Here is a 21,585-nt window from a genome sequence, read left to right as displayed (position 1 = left end):
GGCATAAAGTGACCAATATCCGAACGTGACAGCCGGCGAGGGATGACGAGCCACCGTGCCAAAGTCGCCAGGAACTCCCCCGCCTCCAGCCGCCGAGTGGAGTATCCACGGCATATTGCAGATTCAAAAAAGGCTCACGTGACAGCCGAGTCCCACGTCGAATCGGATGGTGCAGTTGATGCAGGTGTTCGTCAGCGGTCCGATCACCACGGCGTGGGGGATGCTGTGCTGCCTGAGCTAGTGGCTCGGCTCGGCTGGTCGACCGGGTAATTGATCCGCCGGCCCCTGCGAGGGCGAGTTCACCGGTAACCCGCACCACGACCTTGACTCGAACGTCGACGCCATAACGTGGAAGTGGCGTCCGGATCATTCCGCGGCACGGGCTCGAGGGCAGCGGACGGTCCCCGGCCGGCACGGCCGGCTCCCCTCCCGGCCGTGTTCATGCGTGCCCACGGACATCCATCCACCACCATGGGGGGGAAACATCCGATTCGCCTGGAGGTCTCGCATGCACCGTGATGGATTTCCTGCCCCGGATTCCGGGCTCCTCGTCACTCACTTTCTGACGGTGGCCGACGTGGCCCGATCTCGCGCCTTCTACACCGATGTTCTCGGCGGTGAGGTGGTGCTCGAGGAGAACCCCTGCACCGTCAAGCTCGCCAACGCATGGATCATCATGAACCCGGGCGGCGGCCCCACCCCAGACAAGCCAGACGTCACCCTGCGTCCGCCCACCGACCCGAGCACGGTCAGCAGCTTCCTCAACCTCCGCGTCGCCGACATCGAGGCATGTCACCGAGAGTGGAGTGCGAAGGGCGCCGAATTCCTCACGCCACCCGTCGATCGCAAGGCCGAGATGCGGTGCTACTTGCGCGACCCGGACGGTTATCTCATCGAAGTCGGGCAGGCCACCGGCATGCTGCACGGCGTCTACGCCGACCCGCCCGCCGGTACGGGCTAGATGTGTTGTCCGGGGGCGTTGGTGACAGGCGACACGCCGTGAGTGGTCCTTGAACGGGGTGAGGGCCTTCTGGTTTCGGCGTGGATTGCGAAGTCTGCATCGATGCTCAGGAGCCCTCGTGATCCACCGTCACGCCCCGCTGACCCCAACCGGCACGCTGCGTCCGGCCCGGTGCGTCGTCGACGACGGCTGGCCGCCGAGGCGGGCAGCAGAACGCTTCCAGGTCAGCCTCACCACCGCCGCCCACTGGGCCGGCCGCTACCGCCTGCACGGCCGGGCCGGGATGGCAGACCGCTCCAGCCGCCCCCACCACCAACCACGCCGCACCTCCACCGTGGTGGAGGAACAGATCCTCCACCGGCGACGCGAGCACCACATCGGTCCGCTGCGACTGGCCGCTCGCGCAGGCGTAGCTGCATGAGATCGGCTCCGCGGCCATCTGCCCGTAGCCGATGAGTTTTCCGCCCGGCGTCAGCAGGTCCAGAAGGCTCTCGGTGAGTCTTCCGCCGATCGGATCGAGGGCCACGTCCACCGGACGGCCGTCGGCCGCGCTGCGGACGTCATCGGCCCAGCCTGCATGCTCCGTCGCCACCACCGGCACGTCCGGGAAGCGTTTACGCAGTTCCGCGGCACCGCTTTCGCTCCGGACGACGTTGACGATCGAGATGTTGTGGGCCACGCACACGGCGGTCAGCAGTCGTCCGACCGACGAGCCTGCGGCGGTCTGCAGCAGAACGCCGTCGTACCCGATGGAGGCGTGCGCCTCCGCCTCGCGGCGCAGCACCACTGCGGTGATCGGGTTCACCAGCATCTGCGCGGCGACCTCGTCCGGCACTTGTGCCGGTACGGCGACCACCACCCGGGCCGCCGCGGTGATCCACTGGAACCAGGCGCCCGGGTGCGGGAAGACCGCCACCCGCGCGCCGGGCTCGACGACACGGCGGCTCATGACGCTCGTCCTGTGTGTGCTGGGCGTGCGCGCCCGGGGTGGCCGAGGGCTGGACCGTCAGCCGGCATCCTGAAGCAGGAAGTGCCGTGCGCTGAGCGGGCCGTCGTGCTACATCAGCCGCCCGCCCTCTCGCAGACCACCGAGGTCCAGTGCGGCGAAACCGAACTCGTCCAGCAAAGCGGCCACGGCCGCCTTCGCGTCGGCGTCGTCGCCCGCGTAGAAGACCGCCTGGCGGCCTTCCTCGTGCCGGGGGTCCCCGGCGATGAACGCGGCGAACAGGGTGTTGAACGCCTTCACGATCCGTGCTCCGGGAAGGCGCTCGGCGACCCATTCGCTGCCCGTGAGGTCACCGACGTCGTACCGGCCCCGCCAGGGATTGGCCGCGGCGAACTGATTCGTCGTGTCGACGACGATCTTCCCGGCACCCTTCAGTTCGCGGAGGGGCAGGCTCGGCCAGGCGATTCCTGGGCGCGGTTCCAGGTACATGGGGCACTCCTCGGTTCCGGAATGAGGTGCGGGCGGCGCAGACAGCGCCGGTGAGGTGGACGGACTGTTCGGCGGCGAAGCCGATGTCTCAAGCGTTGCGACTGGCCCGCCTCTCGACGGTGTCGGTGTGCGCTGGCGGGCTGTGCTGTAGCCGCGGCACGGCGGGGGGGCGGTGCCGGTCGGCGGGACGCAGACGGGTGCGCCCCGCTGGCCTGTCTGTCCGCGTACGGCATTCACACCGCTGTCGGCCTGCGGCTCGCGCAGCAACCCGAACCAGGACTCAGGCACCCCGAGCGGCTGCGTGGCGGCGGTTCAGTCGGGTGGTGTGCGGGCGGTGGCCCAGTTGGGTGTCCTGAGGGGCGGTCGGGCAGCGCGGGGTTGTCCGGTCATGGTCACCTGCCAGACGGCAAGGAGCAGCAGCGTGCCGGTTTCGGCGAGGAGGCTGAGGACGGCTTGTGGCTCGGGCTGAAGACCGTGCTCGGCGAATCCGAACACTCCCACGGTGCGCGAAGCAGTGAAGCCGCCGAGAGCGCCGAGAGCGACGCCTGCCGAGGCGGCCCTCAGCAGCAGGGGCGGTGTACCGATCAGCAGCAGGGCGGTGCAGGCGAAGGAAGTGCCGGCCTGAAGCAGGAACAGGGGGCCGATGATGCGGATGAAGCGGTACCCGTCAATGTAGAGCTGGGCGTGAATGTATCCGCTGACGGCGAGCGTCGCGGCGGTCATCGACCGCAGGGCGGGGGCGAGGAGGCTGTGGGTGTTCATGCCAGCCTCTGTTCCTTGATGGCCAGTTCGCGGTCACCTTGGCGGTAGCCGACGCTGCGGATGCCGAGTGCCTCTTTGAGCTGCCGGGCGGGGACGACCTGCGGGGTCGGGGCGGGGGCGCGGCCCGGCTTGGGCAGGGGGTAGGCGGTGGTGGTGGCGGAGTGGAAGGTGATGTTGCCGTCTGTCTTGGTGAACAACTGGTGGACGTGCCCGTTGAGACAGGTGACGGAGGAGAAGCGGCGCAGCAGGGCGATGACCTTGAGGGCGTCGTCGGTGCTCCAGCCCCACTTCGGGTACATGGCGAACAGCGGGATGTGGCTGAAGACCACGATCGGGGTGTCCGACGACAGTCCGGCGATGTCCTTGCGAACGAAGTCGATCTGGTCGGTGCCGAGGTGGCCGAGCTTCTCCAGGCTCAGGGTGTTGACCAGGGCGATGAAGTGCACGCCGTGGGTGTCGAAGCTGTACCAGCCGTCGCCGAGCGTGCCCATGCCGAAGGTCCGCCGGTAGGCGCGGCCGGCATCGCCGATGGAATCGTGCTCGCCCGGCACGGTGAAGACGCGGTCTGTCTTCATTCCGGCCATCATCTGCTTGACCTGGTCGAACTGCCCGGCCATGGACAGGTGGGTCAGATCGCCGCTGTGCATGACGAAGTCGGGTCTGAATCCGAGCGAGTTGACCTGTTTGATCGCTTCGGCGAAGGAGCCGACCACATCCGTGTTCGCCGGGCCCTGGAACCCGATATGGCTGTCGGAGACCTGCACGAACCGCAGCGCGCCGCTTTCCGCTGCGACGGCCCCGGCGTTGGTGTCCAGGGACCCGGCGATGTGGCTTATCACCTCTCCACTGGCCACGGTCAGCACCACCGCGCCACCGAACCACCCTGCGTGCCTGAGGAGTTGACGTCGAGTCATACCGTGTTCGGCGTCGGGCCGACCGGCGTCGTCGGCCAGCGCTCCGTCGTGACTGTCGTAGTAGTCGGTCATCGGGCCACCTCCACAGTGGCGGTCATGAACGGATGGATGGTGCAGAGGTAGGCATAGGTGCCGGGCTTGGTGAACGTGTAGCTGTAGGTGCCATGGGGGGCCAGGGCGGCCGAATGCAGCGGGCCACCCGATCCGGCACTGGTGACGGTGTGGGCCTCGGTGTCCTGGTTGGCCCACGTCACCTTCGTGCCCACTTTGACCTTCAGCGTGGCCGGGGAGAATGCGAAGTTCTTGATCGTCGCCGCGTCCCCGGTTACCGGCGCGGCCGTCGCGCCCGTGCTCGAGTGACTCATGGACATGCCCGTTCCGGGCATCGGCGAGGCACCGGGAGCGGAGCCGTTCCCCGGCCCCGTGGCCCCGGGCATCCCTGCCGTCTGGTGCCGACCTGGACCGGGTGTGATGGCGCCGGCTCCGCTGACCGAGGAATGCGACGACTGGCCGCACGAGCTGAGGAGCCCCACCGCGCCGGCAGTGGCGATGATGGCGACAGCCAGCCCGGCCGCAGCACGTGGTCGCCGGCTTGGTGTGCGGAGGTTCAGGTACATGGTGTCCGTTCCTTACTGATCAGGCGGGGACGGGGACTGCGCCGGCTCGGCGCATGTAGCCGCAGGAACATGTGGTGGATGCCGTGTTCATGGGCGCGCGCCCCTCAGGGACCCGGCGAACGAGCATGGGTGCCGCTCCGGGCCGGCGGCTCGCCTCGACGTGCCCCGCGCTGCACATCCGCCCCCGCGCGCCGCGAAGGGGCGGGCGACATGCGGCAGTTCCCGCTGTGGGGAGCCGCGAGTGACTCGTCGAGGCAGGTCGGCAGTGCCCGTACGGGTGGTGCGCACCCCGTGCCGGGCGGAGTTCCGTCCCGGTGGTTGCGCGGCCGTCGATCACTGTGCGCGTAGCGCCGTCGCCATGGTGCGCGCCGGCCACAGGCGGAAACTGCGCGGTGGCGCCTACTTGGATGCACGGGGACGGGGTGAGCTTGGCCGCCACCAGGAGCGTGTCCGTCGCGCGGTTTGTCTCTGCCATCTCCGATCCGTCCTTTGTCGCGTGGGGAATCGATGTGGGGAATCGATGAGGAGCTGCGCATGAGTCGGCTCTTGTCCGGCTCCACGGACGGCGGGAGCCCCACGGTTCGACAGATATGCACTTTTTGTGCGACTTCTTGGCATTGCCGCAGATCAGTCGACCTCCCAGCCGCCGCGCACGCTTGGCCCTCGTGGCGTCACAAGGCCCGACCGGGGCGTATCGGCCGCAACACACACAGAGCGTCACCTGCACTGCGCCATGCGTTACGGGACAAAGCAGTACATTTGCGCGATGATCGACTTATGCCCTGGAGTTCCCGAAAACGTGGTGGTCCAAGGACCGATCCGAATCGCTCCGCGCACCGTGTCTCTGGTAGAGGGGCACTTTCGACCGCAGATGAGGAACTGCTCCGCACTCTGTACGCGGAGCACTCAGGAGCCCTGTTCCACTACGTGCTGCGTCTGACCTCGGGAGATTGGCAATGGGCAGAGGATGTGGTGCAGGAGACGCTGCTGCGAGCGTGGCAGCATCCCGCCGCGTTCGACCCCGCACGCGGCCCGGCCCGGGCATGGCTGTGCACGGTCGCCCGGCACCTGGTCATCGACGCCCACCGGGCCCGGCAGGCCAGACCGGCCGAGGCCGGCGGCGAGGCCCTTCAGCGGGCCGCCGAGCAGACGCCGGGCGAGGACCAGATCGAGCAGGCGCTACAGAGCTGGGCGGTCGCCGAGGCCGTCCGGTCGCTGTCCCCGGACCACCGCGCCGTCCTGCTGGAGACCTACTACCGGGGCCGGACCATGGCGGAGGCCGCACAGGTGCTGGGCATCCCGCTGGGCACCGTGAAGTCGCGGACGCACTACGCCCTGCACGCCCTGCGGCTGGCACTCCAGGAACGGGGCATCGAGCCATGACCGTGGCGGGCAGGAGGTGGCGACCATGAGTGCGGAGCACGACGCCCTCCGGCTGGCGCTGGGGGGATACGTCCTGGGCACGCTGCCCTCGGCGGAGATGGAACGGGTGCGCATCCACCTCGCGGAATGCACCGCATGCCGGGCCGAACACACCCGGCTGGCGGGATTGCCTGCGCTGCTGGCGATGGTGACCGAAGCCGAAGCCTCAGGCCGGACAGTGCCGACGGCCGACGGGGACCTGGCCGACCGGCTGGTGGCACGGGCAGCCGAAAGTGCGCAGGGCACCCTGCCCGAACGACCCGCCGCGCCCGCGGTGTCGAAGGCGCCGGCAGGGGGTGTGCTGGAGAGGCTCCTCCAGCAGGCCGCGGCCCGGCGACGCAGGACCTGGCGTCTGCAACTGGCCGGCGCGGCCGCCTCACTGACGCTCATCGCGGCAGCGGCCGGCGGCACGTGGCTGGCGGCCGTCGGATCCGTGAGCAGTCAGGCGACCCCGCCCGGGCCGACCGCACCGGCTGCCTGGCGCACCTTCTCCGGAAGCGATCCCACCACCGGCGTCTCGGCCTCGGTGAAGGTCTCGCCCTCCGCCTGGGGCAGTGCCCTTCAGGTGGTCTCCGCCAAAGGGGCACCCGCCGGAATCACCTGCCGGCTACAGGCGGTCGGATCCGGCGGAGTCAGGAAGGACGGCGCAACCTGGCGGGCAGGCGAGTACCCTCCCGGCACCACGATCCCAGGGGCGGTCGCCATGTCCCCGGGAGCCATCGACCACTTCGAGATCCTCGCGGACAACGGTCAGAAGATGGTCACCATCCGGGCGTGAGGCGAGGCCGGGGTCGTCATGTCGCTCTGAAGCCGACACCGGCGCCTTCGTGGCCGACGGGCTGATCGGCGCCACGCATGCCGAGTCGGCTCGTGGTCGAAGCGGCTGCGTCCTCAGCCGACTTGATGCGGGAGTGCGCCGACGGGGCGTGCACTCCCCCTCCGGGCGGCCGGGGGTGCCGCCCTGGGCCTCAGCAAGGGCCCGGCCGAAGTGATCCCCGTCCCGCGCGCAAGCAGAGATATGCGGTTCACCAAACGGCCGGCGACCTCAACTCGCCTCCTCCTCCGAAGTCCGTGCAGCGCGGAGAAGATGATCAAGGATGTCTCCATGCCGAGGGCCGCGGCCGAGCCGAGACCCGGGCAGGGACGCTCTTCCGGCCCTGCGGCGCGACGTGCCCGCGGGGCCGTCCGGAAGAGCACGGGCGAGGGAATGAGCTGCCGGTGCCCGATCCGGCCGCGTACGGCATTGAGCCCTGGCGGAGGCGATTGAGCCCAGCCAGGCCGCCGATATGGACGTAACCGTAGCCCGTAAGAAGTCGAGCAAAAGGGGCAAACAACTCGAACCGTTCGGCATGCTTCGCCCGTGGAACTGAATGAGCGCGCCCCTTCAGGAGCCGGCTCACCGACAGCCCCCGAAGTTGTTGGTGGTCTCCCCCGTTCCGCTCACCGCACATCCACAGAAGAGCCAGAAGACCATGTTTGTGATCGATTCCCCCAGCCCGAGTTCACTGCTCGACCGGCCCTGCCGCCACGAGGCGCTGCTCACCCTGCCCGCGCAGGAGGCGCACGTCTCCGCCGCTCGTCACTTCGCGGCCGATCTGCTGGAGACCTGGAGCGTGCCCGCAAGTGAGCGGGACTCGGCCGTTCTCATCGTCGACGAACTCGCCGCCAACGCCGCCCAGTACGGCCGCGAGCGCATGACCCTGCTGCTCGTCCTCGACGACGGCACTCTGCACATCGCGGTCACTGACTCCGGCATGGCAGTGGAGCGGCATCGCCCCGACATCGCCCCCGACGAACACGGCCGCGGCACCGGCATCGTCCAGTACCTCGCCCAGTCGACCGAGGTCCATCAGACACGCAGCGGCCGCGAAGTCCGCGCCTGCCTCAGGTGCGCGCCATGACCGGGCCGGTCGTTCCGCACGCACTGCCGGCCCCCTGCCAAGGTCGACACCGCAGCGCAGCGACGCGTCACCGGGGTTGGCTGCGGCGCCGGATCACGCGACGGCCCCGCCAAGTGGGCCTTCGCAACTCACAAGCCGTTCCCCGTCGATGGCTGCTCGGGCCCGGCCCGGCTGCCCAGCGGTCCGCGGCACACTCACCGGCCCTCGATCACCGCGACCCTGACCAGGACACGACGCCGTGTCGAGGCTGCGACGCCGGCCCGTGCCCACCGGCGGAGGTGTGAGCATGCACACCACCCCGAACAGCGGCGAGGCAATCAGCGCCCCGCCCCCGCACGAGGCATACGCGCACGCGCCGGACCTGCGCCGCGAGATGCACCAAGTGCTCGCTCTCGGAGCCGAACGCGACGGCCGCCAGGCCAGGCCCGTCACCGGCCCCCTGATCGATGCGACAGCCGCCGAACGCGCCCGGCTGCTCCGACGGGCGGCCCTCATGGACCGCATGGCCCTCGACGACCCCGGCCCCGGCCCAGTCGCAGCCGCCGCAGAAACCGCCGAGCAACTCGTCCTGCACGACCGTCGCCATCCCGACCTGGTTGCCGGCCCGCACCACGCCAACGCGATCACGCTCGCCCCCAGCCACCGCCTCTACGTCCGTCAGGAGTACGCCGCCTGGACGACTGCCGGGCGCCCCGGAACCTGAATCGACCCCGATCCGACAAGGAGAAGGACACATGCCCCACAAGGACATCGACACCCGGCGCGCCCTCACGGCAGCCGGCCCACTCCACTCCCCTCGCCTCATATGCCCGACAGCCACGCGTGAACATCACGCCGGTCGGCGACAGGAACGGTCACGCCGGCGACAGCCGATGAACGCACCCTGGCCGAACGCGAAGACCCATCGGCTGTTCCAGGTGCCCGAACGTGGTTGCTCCCAAGGGCAGCAGCTGGGCGTCCATCCGGCCGAAACGCCCCCACACACTCCGCGGGCCGGGCAGCCGACACAGGCGGCCATGCAGGTCACAGGCGTGGAACTGCGCCTCGCGGTAAGCCTGTTGACGGCCGAGCTCCCCGTGGTCGCGACGGCGACAGGCGACACGTTCGCTTGTGAGACCTGGCTGGACGACGCCGTGGGAATCTGCCGATGGCGCGGGCGGCGGGCATCGGTGAAACCGCCGTGCCAAGTGCGCCGGGAGACCTCCTCCCAGGCACACGTGCACGAGTCCGCGGGCGCTCCCGCTCCCACCGCTGCCGCGCAGGAACACGCGGCACGGATCACCGAAGCAGATACGAGGACCGACATGTTCGAAGGGGTGATGTGACGATGTTCCGCAATGCGCTGGAACCCTGGCACCTGCTGATCCTGGTCGCGGTGGTGGTTTTGATCTTCGGCTCGAAGAAACTGCCCGACACGGCCCGGGCGTTGGGCAAGTCCATGCGGATCCTCAAGAGCGAGACCAAGGCCATGAAGGACGACGGCGCCTCGAACGAGCCACGCCCCGAGCCTGAGCCGGGACCGGGACCGGGACCGGGACCGGGACCGCGGACGATCTCGGGCGCTCCTGGAGACACCTCCACCGCCCGCACCGCGCCCACGGACAGCACGACCAGCCACTGAGTCTGAGCCTGAGTCTGAGCCCGGTCCGGCGCGCCCCCGGCTCGTCCCCGCACGAGACAGGGCCCGAAGGCTCCCCGGCCGGCTCACCTCTTGCCCTGTCGGGCCGCCCGCGCCGTTGTCTGCGGTATCGGCCGGCGTCTTGGCCGAAGCAACGCTGTTTCCTGGCCCGAGCGCAGCGCGTGACAGTGGACGGCCCGAGGACCTTCGTGGGCAACCCGCCCTCGGGCCGGGCAGGACAGATCGGCTCGCCGCAAGTGGTGCCGACCTGGACCAACCGCCTCCTGGACACGCCACCGGCCGCAACCGGCGCCGTGGCGAGCTCGCGCCCCACCGCGTGACGGAGACGATCAAGTACCAACGCAGGGCCGGTAGTCCCGGGTCTGCCGCACGAAATGAGGACGTGGCGTGCCTCAGTCAGTCCGCAACAACGAGAAGGCCCCCGAGGGGCGGATGCCGCTCGTGGAGCACCTTCGTGAGCTCCGCAACCGGCTCGCCAAGGCCGTCCTCGCCATCCTGGTCGTCACGATCGCCGCGGCCTTCTCCTACAAGGGCATCATAAACTTCTGCACAAGGCCGGTGCTGGACTCGGTCGGCTGCCCGACGTCGTTCGCCGATCTGGCCAAGCAGACCGCGCACACCACCTGCGCGCGGATCACGATCAACGGCCTGCTCGCGCCCTTCACCCTGGCGCTGAAGGTGTCCCTGATGGCTGGCGTCGTGCTGGCCTCGCCGGTATGGCTGTACCAGCTGTGGGCGTTCGTTGCCCCCGGCCTGCACAAGCACGAGCGCAAATATGCCTACGCGTTCGTCGGCGCAGGCGTCCCGCTGTTCTTCGGCGGTGCCTTCTTCGCCTACAAGGTGCTGCCCACGACCGCGAAGGTGTTGATCGGCTTCACCCCGCACGGGGTGGACAACCTGCTGCCGCTGGACGATCTGCTCGACCTCGTCACCCGCATGGTGGTGGTCTTCGGTCTCTCCTTCGAGATGCCGCTGCTGCTGGTGATGCTGAACCTCACCGGAGTGCTGTCCGGCCGGCGGATGCTCGGCCGCTGGCGCGGCATGATCATGGGGATCGCGGTCTTTTCGGCTGTGGCGACGCCGAGCACGGACCCGCTGACCATGCTGGCGTTGGCCACGCCGATCTGGGTGCTCTACTTCTCCGCCGTTGTCCTTTCGCTTCTCAACGACCGGCGCAGGGCCCGAACAGAGGCAGCGGGACCCGACGACGACGAGACCTCCGACCTCGACCTCACGCCGCAGGACATCGGCGAAGCGGAAGCGGTGTCCGCCAGCCAGGCCCCGCCCACGCGGCCGGACGCTGACGACACCGCTGACGACACCGTGCCAACGGGTAGGACGAGGTGATCTGAGGCGCCTTCAGTAGGGCACGGAGCGTGGCGCCGCTCCGCCGACGCGCAACACCAGCTCCAGGCCGCCCGATCCCCGCCGCACCGAGCGCTGCCCAGCCCGTCCCGCTCTCCTTTCCACCTGCCGTACGCGCTGTACTGGGGCGCGCAGCAGCAGTGGGAGGGGCAGCTGCGCGAACTGATCTCAATGAGGATGTGCAGGCAGGAAGAGCGAGGCTGCCGGACCGTGCAGGACAGTCGTTGATCTTCACTTCCTTCACCCGCACCGTCGCCACAGAGCCACTTCCGCCGTTCAGTCAGGGACGGGTGGACGGCGGTGACGAGGGTGACGTGGCGATGCCGGCCGGTGAACGAGCGCCCCTCGAAGTGGTCCAGGCCCAGGGCGGCCTTCGTTTCCCAGTAGTCGTGTCCCAGTAGTCGTGTTCGATCCGTCAGCAGGGCTTTGCCAGGCGGACGAGGTCTTTGGCGGGAAGGTCTGCGGACAGGTTCGAGATCCAGTGCTTCAGTGGCAGGGCCGAGCTGGCGGACGTCCGCCGACCTGCGCCAAGACCCAGTTTTTTACCGTCACCGCAGCGCCGTCGAGCGGTGTGTCAGCAAGTGGAAGCAGCACCGCGCTGACGCCGTCAGGTACGACGGTGACTACACCTTCGACCGCACCCTGACCGTCACGGCGATCGTCATCTGGCTCCGAGACACCGTCCAAGAGCCAGCAGGAACGGCCTCGGTGGACGAGCGGGGTGCCGGGGTTCCGGCTTCAGTGGCAGAAGGTCCGCTTGACCGCATCTACGATCTTCTGCCCCCTGTCAGGCCCGGATTCTTCCTCCTGAATCCCGCGGAAGGATGCCTCCGCGTTCTTGGCCGTGGTTGCCGGGTCCTTGCCTGCAACGATGTCGGCGCAAACCTCCATGCTGTGGCGTTGCGCGGGGCCTGTCCGACGGACGTACCCACGGTCTATGGCTTCGAGGGCCCGGTAAAGCTCTTCCCGCTGGGTTGCGTCCGGACTGGGCGCGACGCTCGGCGCGGGGGCCACAGCCTCTGGGGAGGACGAGGGGGCGCTGCCGCCGGAGCATGCGGTGAGGAGAAGCGCGGCTGCGGCCACTGCCACCCCGGTGATGATCTTGTTGTTGTGCATCCGCACATCTTGCCGCATCCCCCGCGGTAGTCGTACGGACGGACGGCTCGATGACCGATGCATGCGAAATGACCTTGTCCTCCCCTGTCGGCCTCAACCACCGCCCGCTGCGTGTCAGTTCCCGACACCGGCGGGACCTTCGGGGCAGGTCGACGCATACCAACTACTGACGTGAGCGTTTCGACAGGCCGGGGCGGCGCTGAGGCCCAGCTCATGTCCCAGGGGCGATGACGGCCGACCAGAGTCCGACCGTCGCGCCGAGCCAGCCCGCGAGCGGGGCCCTCGACTGAGCGGCCTGCTGTCCTGCGGCGTCCCGTTCCAACATTTCAAGCGTGTCGTGTTTCTGCCGGTCAGGGGCAGTTTTCACATTCCGTCTTCCCGAACTGTCCGGCTCTTGCGGCGACCTGGAAAGGCCGTCGCGCACGCTCGGGTCGTCGGCCCAATTCGAGCCAACCCATCGTCGCGGGGGAACACCCACGCCCGCGCGGCCTTCAGCAACCACATGGGCACGGGCGCGGCCCGATCTGGTGATCGCCGAGTGCAGCGACCTCGGCACACACCTCGCCCAACGCCCGTTCAGGAGAGGCTGGTCGCAGAGGCGGCCGTACCCCTCGTCGCCGGCGCAGGGTCGGGGGCTTCGCAATGTCATGGTGCGGGCCGCACCACCGGGACCGCTCGGCGGTCGGCCATGCGGTGGGAGGGGCGCAGCTCGGACTCGCCCCATGAGGTGACGGTCACGTTGTCACCGACGCGTACTCTGCCGGGACGGAGCACGGAGAGCTTCGTGCCGAAGGCGACTCCGCCCTCAGCCGCCCGCCGGTAGCCGGCGAGGGTGCGCAGCGGTTCGGGGCCCGCCTTCTCCCCCGACTCCTGCTCGACCATGGTGACGGCGCAGCGGATGGCGAGCTTCGCATAGCCCAGCTCGGCAGTGCCCACCCTCAGTCCGTGGGCCCGGTCCTCGGTGTGCGGCTCGTCCCAGCCGTCGATCACGATGTTCGGACGGAAGCGGTTCACGGGCAGTGGTGCGGCACCCCGTTCGGCCAGCTTCTGGTTGAGCAGGTCGAGGGTGGAGCGGGAGAGGACGTGCAGGGCGCAGCTGTCGGCATAGCCGGAGGTGCCCGGTGTCCGGCCGTCGGTCACCCGGTCGTGTTCCGGCGGCACCCGTACCAGGCGGCTGCGCACGCGGAGCACGTCGGAGAGCCACTCGGCGGCCCTGACACCTTGGTCGATGCCCTGGTAGGTGGCTCCGAACAGGTCCACCGGTCGGCGAGCGCCCGTTGCGTCCACGGAGAGATCCAGCGGTTCGACGTGCGGCGCGCGGAGGGTGAGTCGTTCGCCGTCGTCACTGATTGCGGGTTTGATCAGGGCCAGTCGGGGATGACGGCGCTGGGTGCGGTACACGCCCTCTTCGCTGATGGCCATGAAGCTGCGGTCGTGCGCGATACCGGCAGGCGTCAGCAGCACCTTGCGGGCCGACGCCCCGGCACACCCCTTGACGGGGTAGTACGACAACTCGACGATGCGGGCCATGCCGTGCCCTCCTGCTCTGCTAGGCGGTGACGAGGGCGAGGGTGAAGCCGTCGTAGCCCTTGGCACCGACGGTCTGGACGGTGGTGGCGGTGAGCCGGGGATGCTCCGCGATCAGCTCGGTGAAGCGGCGGACACCCTGGACGCGGGGGTCGGCGCTGGCGGGGTCGGTGACCGCGCCGTCGCGGACGACGTTGTCGCCGACGATGACGCTGCCCGGCCGGGTGAGCTTGAGCGCCCACTCCAGGTAGGCGGGGTTGGAGGGCTTGTCGGCGTCGATGAAGACCAGGTCGAACGGGCCTGCCCCCTCGTCCGCCAGCCGGGGCAGTGAGTCCAGGGCCTTCCCGACGCGAATGTCGACGGTGCGGTCGAGCCCGGCCCGCGAGACGTTGGCAGCGGCCACGGCGGCGCAGCGCTCGTCGGCCTCCAGCGTGACCAGGCGCCCGTCCGACGGCAGCGCCCGGGCGAGCCAGATGGTGCTGTAGCCGCCGAGGGTGCCGATCTCCAGGATCGTGCGGGCTCCCCTGAGCGTCGCCAGCAGGTTCAGCAGCTTGCCCTGGTTGGGAGCGACCTGGTGGGGCGGCAGCCCGGCCGCCTCGCTGTCCGCGGCGGCCGCGAGCAGGGCCTCGTCCTCCTCGACCAGCAGGCCGTTGAAGTAGTCGTCTACAGCGGTCCAGGTCTGCTGAGACACAGTGAGTTCCCTTTCGATATGGACTACCGTTCCGAAAGGGAACCTACTATGTGTCTCCGACGGTCTGTCAAAGGTTTTCTCGGGGAGCGGCGATGAGTCCACGACGTGTGGCCGACGACGCCTGCGGCATCGCGCAGGCCGCGGCCGTGGTGGGCGACTGGTGGAGTCTGCTGGTGCTGCGGGAGATCGCCCGCGGACATGTGCGCTTCGACCGGCTCGCGGACGAACTGGCCGTCTCCCGCAAGGTCCTCGCCGATCGACTGCGCACCCTGACCGACCACCACGTGCTGGAGCGCCGCCGCTACCAGGATCGTCCACCGCGCTACGAGTACGTGCTGACCGAGCAGGGCCGCGGACTCGTCCCGGTGCTGGTCTCGCTCCAGGACTGGGCCGACCGATGGCTGCTGGGCGACGGCACGCTCACCGGCGGGGCCCTCGACGAGGGAGCCGAAGCCCGCCGGGTCGCGGCCCTCGTGGGCGAACCCGTCCCGGCCGATCTGCGGCTACCAGGAACCGACGGCGAGGAGCACCACCCCGTGGCCGCCGACGCCCGGGCAACGGTCCTGTTCGCCTACCCCGCGACCGGCATCCCCGGCATCCCCGCCGACCTCTCAGGACCCCAGGTACCCGGCAGCGCGGGCTGCACACTGGAGAACCGCCAATTCCGCGCCGCCTGGCCGCGGTTCCGAGCCACCGGCATCGCCGTCCACGGAGTGAGCACCCAGTCGGTGCCGGAGCAGGCCGCCTTCGCGCAGGCCGAGGAACTGCCCTTCCCACTGCTGTCCGACGACCGGCTCCAGCTCACCGCGACGCTGCGCCTGCCGACCTTCCGAGCCGGTCAGAACCTGCGCATCAAGCGGCTCATCCTCGTCATCGGACCGGACCGCGTCGTACGGCACGCGCGCTTCCCGATCAGCGACATCCCCGCCGCCGTGTCGGACGCCCTCGCCCTCGCCGAGGCGATCGGCTAACCGGCCCACACCTCGATCTCGCACACCGAATCACGCGCACCGGGCGGCGGGAAGGCCGTGGCGGGCGAGGAGGGGCTCACCGTTCACGGTATGGGCCAGCACGACCTCGTCGTGGGCCTGCTGCAAGGGAAGGTCCTTCAGGTACGTCAGGCCGTCGACCGTCAGGGTCCAGGACCTGATGTCGATGTCCGGTGCAGGGCCCAGATGACTGCGCGTGAAGACACTGTCGACGGGTGTGAGGAAACTGTCGGGAGTGGCGGGGTCCCGGTTGGAGGCGCTGCTGTCCATGTCGGGAATCCTGCCCTGGCTCGGTCGCTCCCTGACTCCACGCCCGCCGCGTACCCGTAAGGGCGGACAACCGCGGCGAACAAGGGGCAATTCCACACCGCCACGGCCCTGCCCCCGAGTACGAAGGCGCAGTTCAGAGGCCGACTTCCTCCGTGTGCCCGCGCAAGGGCGGCCTTCCGGTCCGGCGCTCTCTTCCAAGGCTCGGGGAGTCGTCAGCCGCGAAGAGGGGCTCCTTGCGCCTACTCGCATGTGGCGTGCCCCTAAAGACCGTGCCCTATGTGGTGAGGCAGCCGAGTCGCCCGTAGCAGCACAGGGCGGCCGCGAGGCCGGGAAATGCCAGGTAGTTGCCGGGTGGTGTTCGTATCGGGGGGCTGAGTCTGCGGTAGCCGGACAGCCAGGACATCGTGCGCTCGATCACCCGACGGTGGCGCCCCAGACGCTTACCGGACTCCATGCCTTTGCGGGCGATCCGCACGTCAATCCGCTTGCCACGCACCCATTTCCGCAGGTCGGGCTGTCGTAGGCCTTATCGGCATGAAGCTTGCGGGGCTTGTAGTGCCGGCCCCGATCGGAGTCGTGTACCGACCGACTCCACCCGAGGCTGACCCACGCTCGGCTTGGGCCGCACAACTGGGCGTCCTGCCGGTGATCGAGGGCATCGGACATCTGCCCGGCCACCTCATCCTCGGCTTCCTCACACCCGGCATCGCCTGACTCGCCCTGCCCCACGACGACACCCAAACCGCTGAACGTGTGACTGCCGAAGCCCGCACGCGCTATTTCACCTCCGGCACGCCACCCGAGGCCCGAGAAGATGGCACGACGCCGCCCGTTACGGCTGGGGCGCCTTGACGATCACCGAACGCATGGTTGCCGACCACATCGCTCGCGGCCGTTCCGACCCCGAAATAGCCACCCACATGTCGGTCTCCCGCCGCACCGTCAGCGTCCACGTATCCAACATCCGCAAAAGGCCGGGCATAACCTCACATGTCGAACTCGCAACCGAAGTCGTACGCCGACACAGCGCGAACACCGATTGAACACCGGCAGCAGCCGGCGGCCGGCGCGTAGCCGGGCAGACATTCCTTGAGATACGTCAATTGACCGATGTATAGCCCGAAATCGGGCCATAAGGTGACGGCGGCGCGACTGACCACGCGAAAGATGAGGTCCGCGAAGAGCGGCCTGCGTGCTACGTCCGCGCGCGAACACGAAAAGAAACGGGAGACAACTCATGACCGCTGATAGAGCCCCGCGCTACAAAGTGCGATCGATTGCCGCACTGAGCGCGCTGTCGCTCTCCGCGCTGCTGGCACTCTCCGCCGAGCCGGCCCACGCGGATAGTTCCACGTGTGGTAGAAACTCCAACACCGGATGCCTCGATATCAGCCTGGCACACTCTCCGAACTACATCTTGCAGCTCAACGGAGACGGTTCCTCACACAGCAACGACCTTGTTCTGAAGGGTGGGAGCCCCGCATACAACTGGAACTTCGAGCCGGTCAAGGTGAACGGGGTATTGGACGGCAGCTTCCAGATCCGTAACAACGACCCAGGAAAGGCCGGTTGTGTCGATGTCCAGAACAACGGGCTGACCCTGAACCCCAACTGTAACTCGGCGCAGAGCAGTCAGAAGTTCTACGTCCAGCCGTCCGGATCATCCAATGCCTATCTGCTCAGGAGCGTCAGCAACGACGAGTGCGTATCCAGCGCCGCCACCGGAAACCAAATCAGCTCCCTCGCAGCCACGTTGCAGGGATGCGTTCACAGCGTCAACGGAGCATCTGCATCCGGCAATCAGCCACTGACCATCAGCTCTTCGCAATCCGGTGACAGTGGTCCGACCCTCGATGATTTGGCGACCTACTACGCACTGAATCAGTACAACAACCGATCCGGCGTCATCAGCTCGGCTTCATACACGAAGTCAGACCCGCAGCCCAGCCCCTCTCAGGGGCCTTTCACGCTCGTCTCCAATCAAGGTGGAAATTCGAATCAAGGGGCGGTGTGCCAGAACAGCGCCGGAGCTGGCGGCGGGAACTTTTCGTGCAGCATGTCATGGTCACAGTCCACGGCGGACGCCGTCACTGAGTCCGCCGGCCTCAGCCTGACGCTCGGCCCGGGCTCCGTTGTCGACAGCCCAGTAAAGGCCGACGTCTCCGCCCAACTCGGATTCTCGACGACTTCTACCACCACTACGACATCCGGCTCCAGCTACAACCTGACCGTTCCCCCCGGTAGGACCGCTTGGGTAGTTCGGTCTCTGCCCATACAGTCGAGCACCGGAACATGGACCTTCACCAGTGACATCGGGGTTCAGTGGCAGCATCAGGCAACCGTCAACATGCCGATGTCAAGCGTGACGGATCCGGCGTCCGGCAAGACCTACACCGAGATCCTCACTCAGTGCGACACCGCATCCACGGATGCCATGTGTACGTCGACCAGGCCTGCCGGCGTCTAGTCAACGGAATCGCCATAACCGCGTAAGGCGAAGCTCGTCTACTCATCTCATGGCTGTGAATCATGAAGCGACTCACTTCCCTACACGTGGCGATGAGGGTAAGTGTCACTGATGGCCTGATCTAGACCGTTTACGCCTAGCTGGACCTTTCGTTCCCGGCCGCCTCGGACTACCAAAGCGGCCGGGAATAGACGTTCCAAAAGGTCCGACTTTCCGGATCATCCATCATATGGAGTGTATGGCGGTCTTCGAACTCACTGAAAGCGCCACTGTCCTGCGATTTTGATAGGTGTGCATAATGTGCACCGTATGCGGATGCGGATGCGGATGCGGTATGCGGTATGCGGATGCGGTATGCGGTATGCGGTATGCGGTATGGCGCCGATATCGTGACGCCGAAATGACGCTCTCGACATTGTCTCGACGCTCATCTGACGCCCTTCCTGATGAGGTGCCAGGTCGTGTGTCGCACAGGCCAGCGCGGTGCACGTAGCCGATTCCGATAAGGTCAGTCCCAACCAGGAAGTTCGATTTGGCCAGTTTGGTGATGACGGCCGCCGTCGAGGCTCCGCGCTGGGGGCCCGACAGCGAGTGACGTCAGGCGGACCGGCTGACGTCGTCGAAGTCGGTGGAGGCCGACAGCTCGGCCCATGCCAGCATGTCGCGCTCGAAGGCGTCGCGTCCGGCCCGGACGAGCCGAAGCGCGTCGGTGCCGAGCAGCAGCCGCGTCGGCGGCTGGTCAGCCGCCACGATGCGCAGCACCGCGGCCGCGGCCTTGTCCGGGTCGCCCGGCTGGTGCCCGCTGCCGTGGATGCGCCGGGCGCGCAGCGGCTCGAACAGCTCGTCGTAGTCGGCGATCACACGGGGTGCGCGGATCATCGAGCGGCCGGCCCAGTCCGTCCGGAAACTGCCCGGCTCGACGGCGGTGACATGGATGCCGAAATCGGCGACCTCCTTGCCGAGCGTTTCGAGGATGCCCTCCACCGCGAACTTGCTGCCGTGGTAGAAGCTGAGGCCCGGCATGGTGATCAGCCCGCCCATCGAGGTGACGGCGATGATGTGGCCCGAACGGCGCTCCCGCATGTGCGGCAGCACGGCCTTGATCACCGCCACGGTTCCGTAGACGTTCACCTCGAACTGACGGCGAAGGTCATCCATCGACGACTCCTCGAAGAGTCCGTCATGGCCGTACCCGGCGTTGGCGACGAGTACGTCGACCGGGCCCAGGTCGCGCTCGGTCTCGTCCACGACCGTGTCCACCGCATCATGGTCGGTCACGTCCAGGATGCGGCCGTGCGCGTCGCCGGCGAGCGCCTCGAAGGCCCGTGCGTCGGCGTGCGTGCGCACCGTGCCCACCACCCGGTGGCCCGCGGCCAACGCCGCGCGCGCGAGTGCGCGGCCCAGGCCGGTGCTGACGCCGGTGATCAGGAATGTCTTGGTGTCCGACACTGGAGGTCCCTTCGTGCGATGCGAACAGAGGCCGACCGGGGCGGTCAGGGTCCGGTCGGTCTCGACACGTTCCACTTCAGCACCGGAATCGGCTGCTGATCGACTTCCGGGGGGTCCGCTTCGCCCCGGGGACAGCCGGACCGGGGCACTGCCAGTCCCCCTTTCGCGGGCCGTCGGGGCGATCTTGGGCCCTATCGTGAACGGCATGGACCGCAACACAGATCTCGGTGAGTTCCTCCGCTCTCGGCGGGCACGGATCACCCCGCGCCAGGCGGGCCTGCCCGACGACGGCGGCTCTCGGCGAGTGCCAGGACTGCGCCGCGAAGAGATCGCGCAACTGGCGGGCGTGAGCGTCGACTACTACGTACGCCTGGAACGCGGACGCCGACTGAACGTCTCCGAGACCGTGCTGGACGCCATCTCCCGCGCGCTACGCCTCGATCCCGTCGAACGCACCCATCTGTTCCAGCTCGCCAAGCCCGCCGCAGGCGGGCCCCGCCGCACGGCGACGCGTCCACAGCCGGTCCGTCCGGGGCTGCGCGACCTGCTCCGGATCCTCGAGCACACCCCCGCCCTTGTGCTGGGGCGGCGACTGGACGTACTTGCGTCCAACCAGATGGCACGTGCGCTGCTCACCGACTTCGACGCGCTGCCGCACCGCGGGCGGAACCTGGTGCGGTTCATGTTCTGCGACGAGACCGCCCGCTCGCTGTACACCCACTGGGACACCCACGCCCAGGACATCGTCGCCTCGCTCCGGCTCTACGCCGGACGCCATCCCCACGATCCACTGCTGGCCGAACTCGTCGGCGAACTCTCGATCATGGATGAGGACTTCCGCCGCTGGTGGGCCGACCAGAACGTGTATCGGCACACGCATGGCAGCAAACACTTCCACCACCCGATCGTCGGCCCGCTCACCCTCAATTACGAGTCCCTCACCCTGCCCGCCGACCCGGACCAGCGGCTGAGTGTCTACACCGCCGAGGCAGGCTCCAGCTCCGAAGAGGCGCTTCGGCTACTGGCCACATGGATACGGCAGCCCGAGACCTCGCACGGGCAGCACGCAGATCGCTAGACGCCCGCCGGTCCGCGGTTCCGCGAGGAGCGGTCGGCCATAGTGGCAGCGTCCCATGAGCCGGGATGGGCGTTATGGAACACCGGCAGACCTTGCACCCCACCGTCGGTGTCCCGAAACCCGAGGGAGACGGTTCCCCCGATCTCGCCGTCGCGGAGGGGGCTCAGTCGAGACAGAACTCGTTGCCCTCGATGTCCTGCATCACGATGCACGACTCGTTGTCGTCATCGGCAAGCAGCGTTCGCACGTGTACCGCACCAAGCGCCACCAGCCGTGCGCATTCGGCCTCCAGTGTGGCGAGGCGCTCTTCACCCACGAGTCCGGTGCCGGCCCGCACGCAAAGATGCACCCGATTCTTGACGATCTTCCCTTCGGGAACGCGCTGGAAGAGCAGGCGCGGGCCCACACCCGAGGGATCACTGCATGCGAAGTGGGTGACCTGATCCTCAGGCGGCAGCGAGCGGTGGTAGTCCTCCCAAGTGGCAAACCCCTTCGGGATCGGCGGTACGACGTACCCCAACACCTCGCACCAAAAACCGGCGAGGCGCGCAGGTTCTGCGCAGTCGAAGGTGACTTGGAACTGCTTGATCGATGATATCGGCGCACCCTAGCAGGGGGACTCTGTTGTTCATCTCCCGGACTGGATCCGCATGTTGTCGGGAGGACAGCCTCCAGCGTGGGTTCGCTGAAGGGGCTGTTCGAGTGCTGGGACCGTGATGCCTTCGCCGAGCCGGGTTCTGAAGCCTTCCGTCAGAGCGGTACGCGGTCCTGGTGCTGATGATGGTGGTCGCGTGGGCGCCGGACGGATGCCTTTCCCACGCCCGGTGCATGAAGCCCACTGCAAGAACGGTGACGTTCGGCGCCCTGGTGACCACCACGTGCTGCGTTACTCGCTCGTTGATCTCCGTGTTGCGAACCCGCCGCGCGGTGACCTCTTGAATCGCCCGAGCCCTTCGAGCTCCCGCCTGGACCGGGGCCCGTG

The 21,585-nt window shown here is 68.2% G+C and carries 23 protein-coding genes and 4 pseudogenes; 14 read left to right on the top strand and 13 right to left on the bottom strand.

Annotation, left to right across the window (positions count from 1 at the left end; translation table 11 throughout):
* Nucleotides 1–508: 508 nt before the first annotated feature.
* A complete protein-coding gene (locus AB0C96_RS32250) occupies nt 509–961 on the top strand; it encodes a VOC family protein (protein ID WP_362922343.1) in 453 nt (150 codons plus the stop codon).
* A gap of 118 nt (nt 962–1,079) precedes the next feature.
* A pseudogene (locus AB0C96_RS32245) lies at nt 1,080–1,316 on the top strand (leucine zipper domain-containing protein); the annotation flags it as partial.
* Nucleotides 1,317–1,451: 135 nt separating this feature from the next.
* On the opposite strand, the pseudogene AB0C96_RS32240 reads toward AB0C96_RS32245, so the two are convergent.
* The 5 genes and pseudogenes from AB0C96_RS32240 to AB0C96_RS32220 form a co-directional block, all read right to left on the bottom strand.
* A pseudogene (locus AB0C96_RS32240) lies at nt 1,452–1,772 on the bottom strand (dehydrogenase); the annotation flags it as partial.
* Nucleotides 1,773–2,018: 246 nt separating this feature from the next.
* Nucleotides 2,019–2,396, bottom strand: coding sequence for a hypothetical protein (locus AB0C96_RS32235; protein ID WP_362922342.1), 378 nt, complete (start codon nt 2,394–2,396; stop codon nt 2,019–2,021).
* A gap of 312 nt (nt 2,397–2,708) precedes the next feature.
* Nucleotides 2,709–3,158 carry a hypothetical protein gene (locus tag AB0C96_RS32230; RefSeq protein ID WP_362922341.1) on the bottom strand — a complete coding sequence of 150 codons (450 nt, stop codon included), beginning with the start codon at nt 3,156–3,158 and terminating at the stop codon, nt 2,709–2,711.
* Entirely contained in the window at nt 3,155–4,144 is a 990-nt protein-coding gene (locus AB0C96_RS32225) for a metallophosphoesterase (protein ID WP_362922340.1), read from the bottom strand. Before AB0C96_RS32225 ends, AB0C96_RS32230 begins: the two co-directional genes overlap by 4 nt.
* Complete coding sequence (locus AB0C96_RS32220; protein ID WP_362922338.1) at nt 4,141–4,689, bottom strand: cupredoxin family copper-binding protein; 549 nt, start codon at nt 4,687–4,689, stop codon at nt 4,141–4,143. Before AB0C96_RS32220 ends, AB0C96_RS32225 begins: the two co-directional genes overlap by 4 nt.
* A 507-nt stretch (nt 4,690–5,196) precedes the next feature.
* Here AB0C96_RS32220 and AB0C96_RS32215 point away from each other — a divergent pair.
* From AB0C96_RS32215 to tatC, 7 genes are all read left to right on the top strand, one after another.
* Nucleotides 5,197–6,072: a sigma-70 family RNA polymerase sigma factor gene (locus AB0C96_RS32215; RefSeq protein WP_362922336.1), complete on the top strand. Its 876-nt coding sequence runs from the start codon at nt 5,197–5,199 to the stop codon at nt 6,070–6,072.
* Between the two features lie 25 nt (nt 6,073–6,097).
* Nucleotides 6,098–6,889: a zf-HC2 domain-containing protein gene (locus AB0C96_RS32210; RefSeq protein ID WP_362922335.1), complete on the top strand. Its 792-nt coding sequence runs from the start codon at nt 6,098–6,100 to the stop codon at nt 6,887–6,889.
* Between the two features lie 592 nt (nt 6,890–7,481).
* Nucleotides 7,482–8,012, top strand: coding sequence for an ATP-binding protein (locus AB0C96_RS32205; protein WP_362922334.1), 531 nt, complete (start codon nt 7,482–7,484; stop codon nt 8,010–8,012).
* 286 nt (nt 8,013–8,298) lie between these two features.
* Nucleotides 8,299–8,715, top strand: coding sequence for a hypothetical protein (locus tag AB0C96_RS32200; protein ID WP_362922333.1), 417 nt, complete (start codon nt 8,299–8,301; stop codon nt 8,713–8,715).
* Nucleotides 8,716–9,043: 328 nt separating this feature from the next.
* Complete coding sequence (locus tag AB0C96_RS32195; RefSeq protein ID WP_362922331.1) at nt 9,044–9,337, top strand: hypothetical protein; 294 nt, start codon at nt 9,044–9,046, stop codon at nt 9,335–9,337.
* A gap of 2 nt (nt 9,338–9,339) precedes the next feature.
* Entirely contained in the window at nt 9,340–9,633 is a 294-nt protein-coding gene (gene tatA / locus AB0C96_RS32190; RefSeq protein WP_362922330.1) for a Sec-independent protein translocase subunit TatA, read from the top strand.
* 405 nt (nt 9,634–10,038) lie between these two features.
* Nucleotides 10,039–10,998, top strand: a complete 960-nt coding sequence (tatC, locus tag AB0C96_RS32185; RefSeq protein WP_362922328.1) for a twin-arginine translocase subunit TatC — start codon at nt 10,039–10,041, stop codon at nt 10,996–10,998.
* A 287-nt stretch (nt 10,999–11,285) separates the two neighbouring features.
* Here the strand turns inward: tatC and AB0C96_RS32180 are convergent.
* From AB0C96_RS32180 to AB0C96_RS32165, 4 genes and pseudogenes are all read right to left on the bottom strand, one after another.
* Nucleotides 11,286–11,500 (bottom strand): annotated as a pseudogene (locus tag AB0C96_RS32180) (IS701 family transposase); the annotation flags it as partial.
* A gap of 254 nt (nt 11,501–11,754) precedes the next feature.
* Nucleotides 11,755–12,132, bottom strand: a complete 378-nt coding sequence (locus AB0C96_RS32175; protein ID WP_362922327.1) for a hypothetical protein — start codon at nt 12,130–12,132, stop codon at nt 11,755–11,757.
* Between the two features lie 645 nt (nt 12,133–12,777).
* Nucleotides 12,778–13,662: an MOSC N-terminal beta barrel domain-containing protein gene (locus AB0C96_RS32170; RefSeq protein WP_362922325.1), complete on the bottom strand. Its 885-nt coding sequence runs from the start codon at nt 13,660–13,662 to the stop codon at nt 12,778–12,780.
* 19 nt (nt 13,663–13,681) lie between these two features.
* On the bottom strand, nt 13,682–14,350 hold the full coding sequence (locus AB0C96_RS32165; RefSeq protein WP_362922323.1) for an O-methyltransferase: 669 nt from the start codon (nt 14,348–14,350) through the stop codon (nt 13,682–13,684).
* A 92-nt stretch (nt 14,351–14,442) separates the two neighbouring features.
* Between AB0C96_RS32165 and AB0C96_RS32160 the strand changes: the two genes are divergently transcribed.
* A complete protein-coding gene (locus tag AB0C96_RS32160) occupies nt 14,443–15,321 on the top strand; it encodes a winged helix-turn-helix transcriptional regulator (RefSeq protein ID WP_362922321.1) in 879 nt (292 codons plus the stop codon).
* A gap of 30 nt (nt 15,322–15,351) precedes the next feature.
* Here the strand turns inward: AB0C96_RS32160 and AB0C96_RS32155 are convergent, their stop codons facing one another.
* A complete protein-coding gene (locus AB0C96_RS32155) occupies nt 15,352–15,609 on the bottom strand; it encodes a molybdopterin-dependent oxidoreductase (protein WP_362922320.1) in 258 nt (85 codons plus the stop codon).
* 274 nt (nt 15,610–15,883) lie between these two features.
* Nucleotides 15,884–16,197: pseudogene (locus tag AB0C96_RS32150) on the bottom strand (transposase); the annotation flags it as partial.
* Between AB0C96_RS32150 and AB0C96_RS32145 the strand changes: the two are divergent.
* The 3 genes from AB0C96_RS32145 (at nt 16,186) to AB0C96_RS32135 (ending at nt 18,076) form a co-directional block, all read left to right on the top strand.
* On the top strand, nt 16,186–16,323 hold the full coding sequence (locus tag AB0C96_RS32145; protein ID WP_362922413.1) for a hypothetical protein: 138 nt from the start codon (nt 16,186–16,188) through the stop codon (nt 16,321–16,323). The pseudogene AB0C96_RS32150 and the gene AB0C96_RS32145 overlap by 12 nt on opposite strands.
* A 134-nt stretch (nt 16,324–16,457) precedes the next feature.
* Nucleotides 16,458–16,652, top strand: coding sequence for a LuxR C-terminal-related transcriptional regulator (locus AB0C96_RS32140; protein WP_362922318.1), 195 nt, complete (start codon nt 16,458–16,460; stop codon nt 16,650–16,652).
* A 194-nt stretch (nt 16,653–16,846) separates the two neighbouring features.
* Nucleotides 16,847–18,076 (top strand): hypothetical protein, encoded by a 1,230-nt coding sequence (locus AB0C96_RS32135; RefSeq protein WP_362922317.1) that lies wholly within the window; start codon nt 16,847–16,849, stop codon nt 18,074–18,076.
* A gap of 597 nt (nt 18,077–18,673) precedes the next feature.
* Here AB0C96_RS32135 and AB0C96_RS32130 read toward each other — a convergent pair.
* Nucleotides 18,674–19,525, bottom strand: coding sequence for an oxidoreductase (locus AB0C96_RS32130; protein ID WP_362922315.1), 852 nt, complete (start codon nt 19,523–19,525; stop codon nt 18,674–18,676).
* A gap of 205 nt (nt 19,526–19,730) precedes the next feature.
* On the opposite strand from AB0C96_RS32130, the gene AB0C96_RS32125 reads away from it, so the two are divergent.
* Entirely contained in the window at nt 19,731–20,603 is an 873-nt protein-coding gene (locus AB0C96_RS32125; protein ID WP_362922314.1) for a helix-turn-helix transcriptional regulator, read from the top strand.
* A 163-nt stretch (nt 20,604–20,766) separates the two neighbouring features.
* On the opposite strand, the gene AB0C96_RS32120 is transcribed toward AB0C96_RS32125, so the two are convergent.
* Nucleotides 20,767–21,201, bottom strand: a complete 435-nt coding sequence (locus AB0C96_RS32120; protein ID WP_362922410.1) for a VOC family protein — start codon at nt 21,199–21,201, stop codon at nt 20,767–20,769.
* Nucleotides 21,202–21,585 lie beyond the last annotated feature (384 nt).

Origin of the sequence: Streptomyces sp. NPDC048506, assembly GCF_040651315.1 — a bacterium.
Classification (GTDB): Bacteria; Actinomycetota; Actinomycetes; order Streptomycetales; family Streptomycetaceae; genus Streptomyces.
Note: the sequence above shows the minus strand (reverse complement) of the source record. Positions and strands in the feature narration are given on the sequence as shown.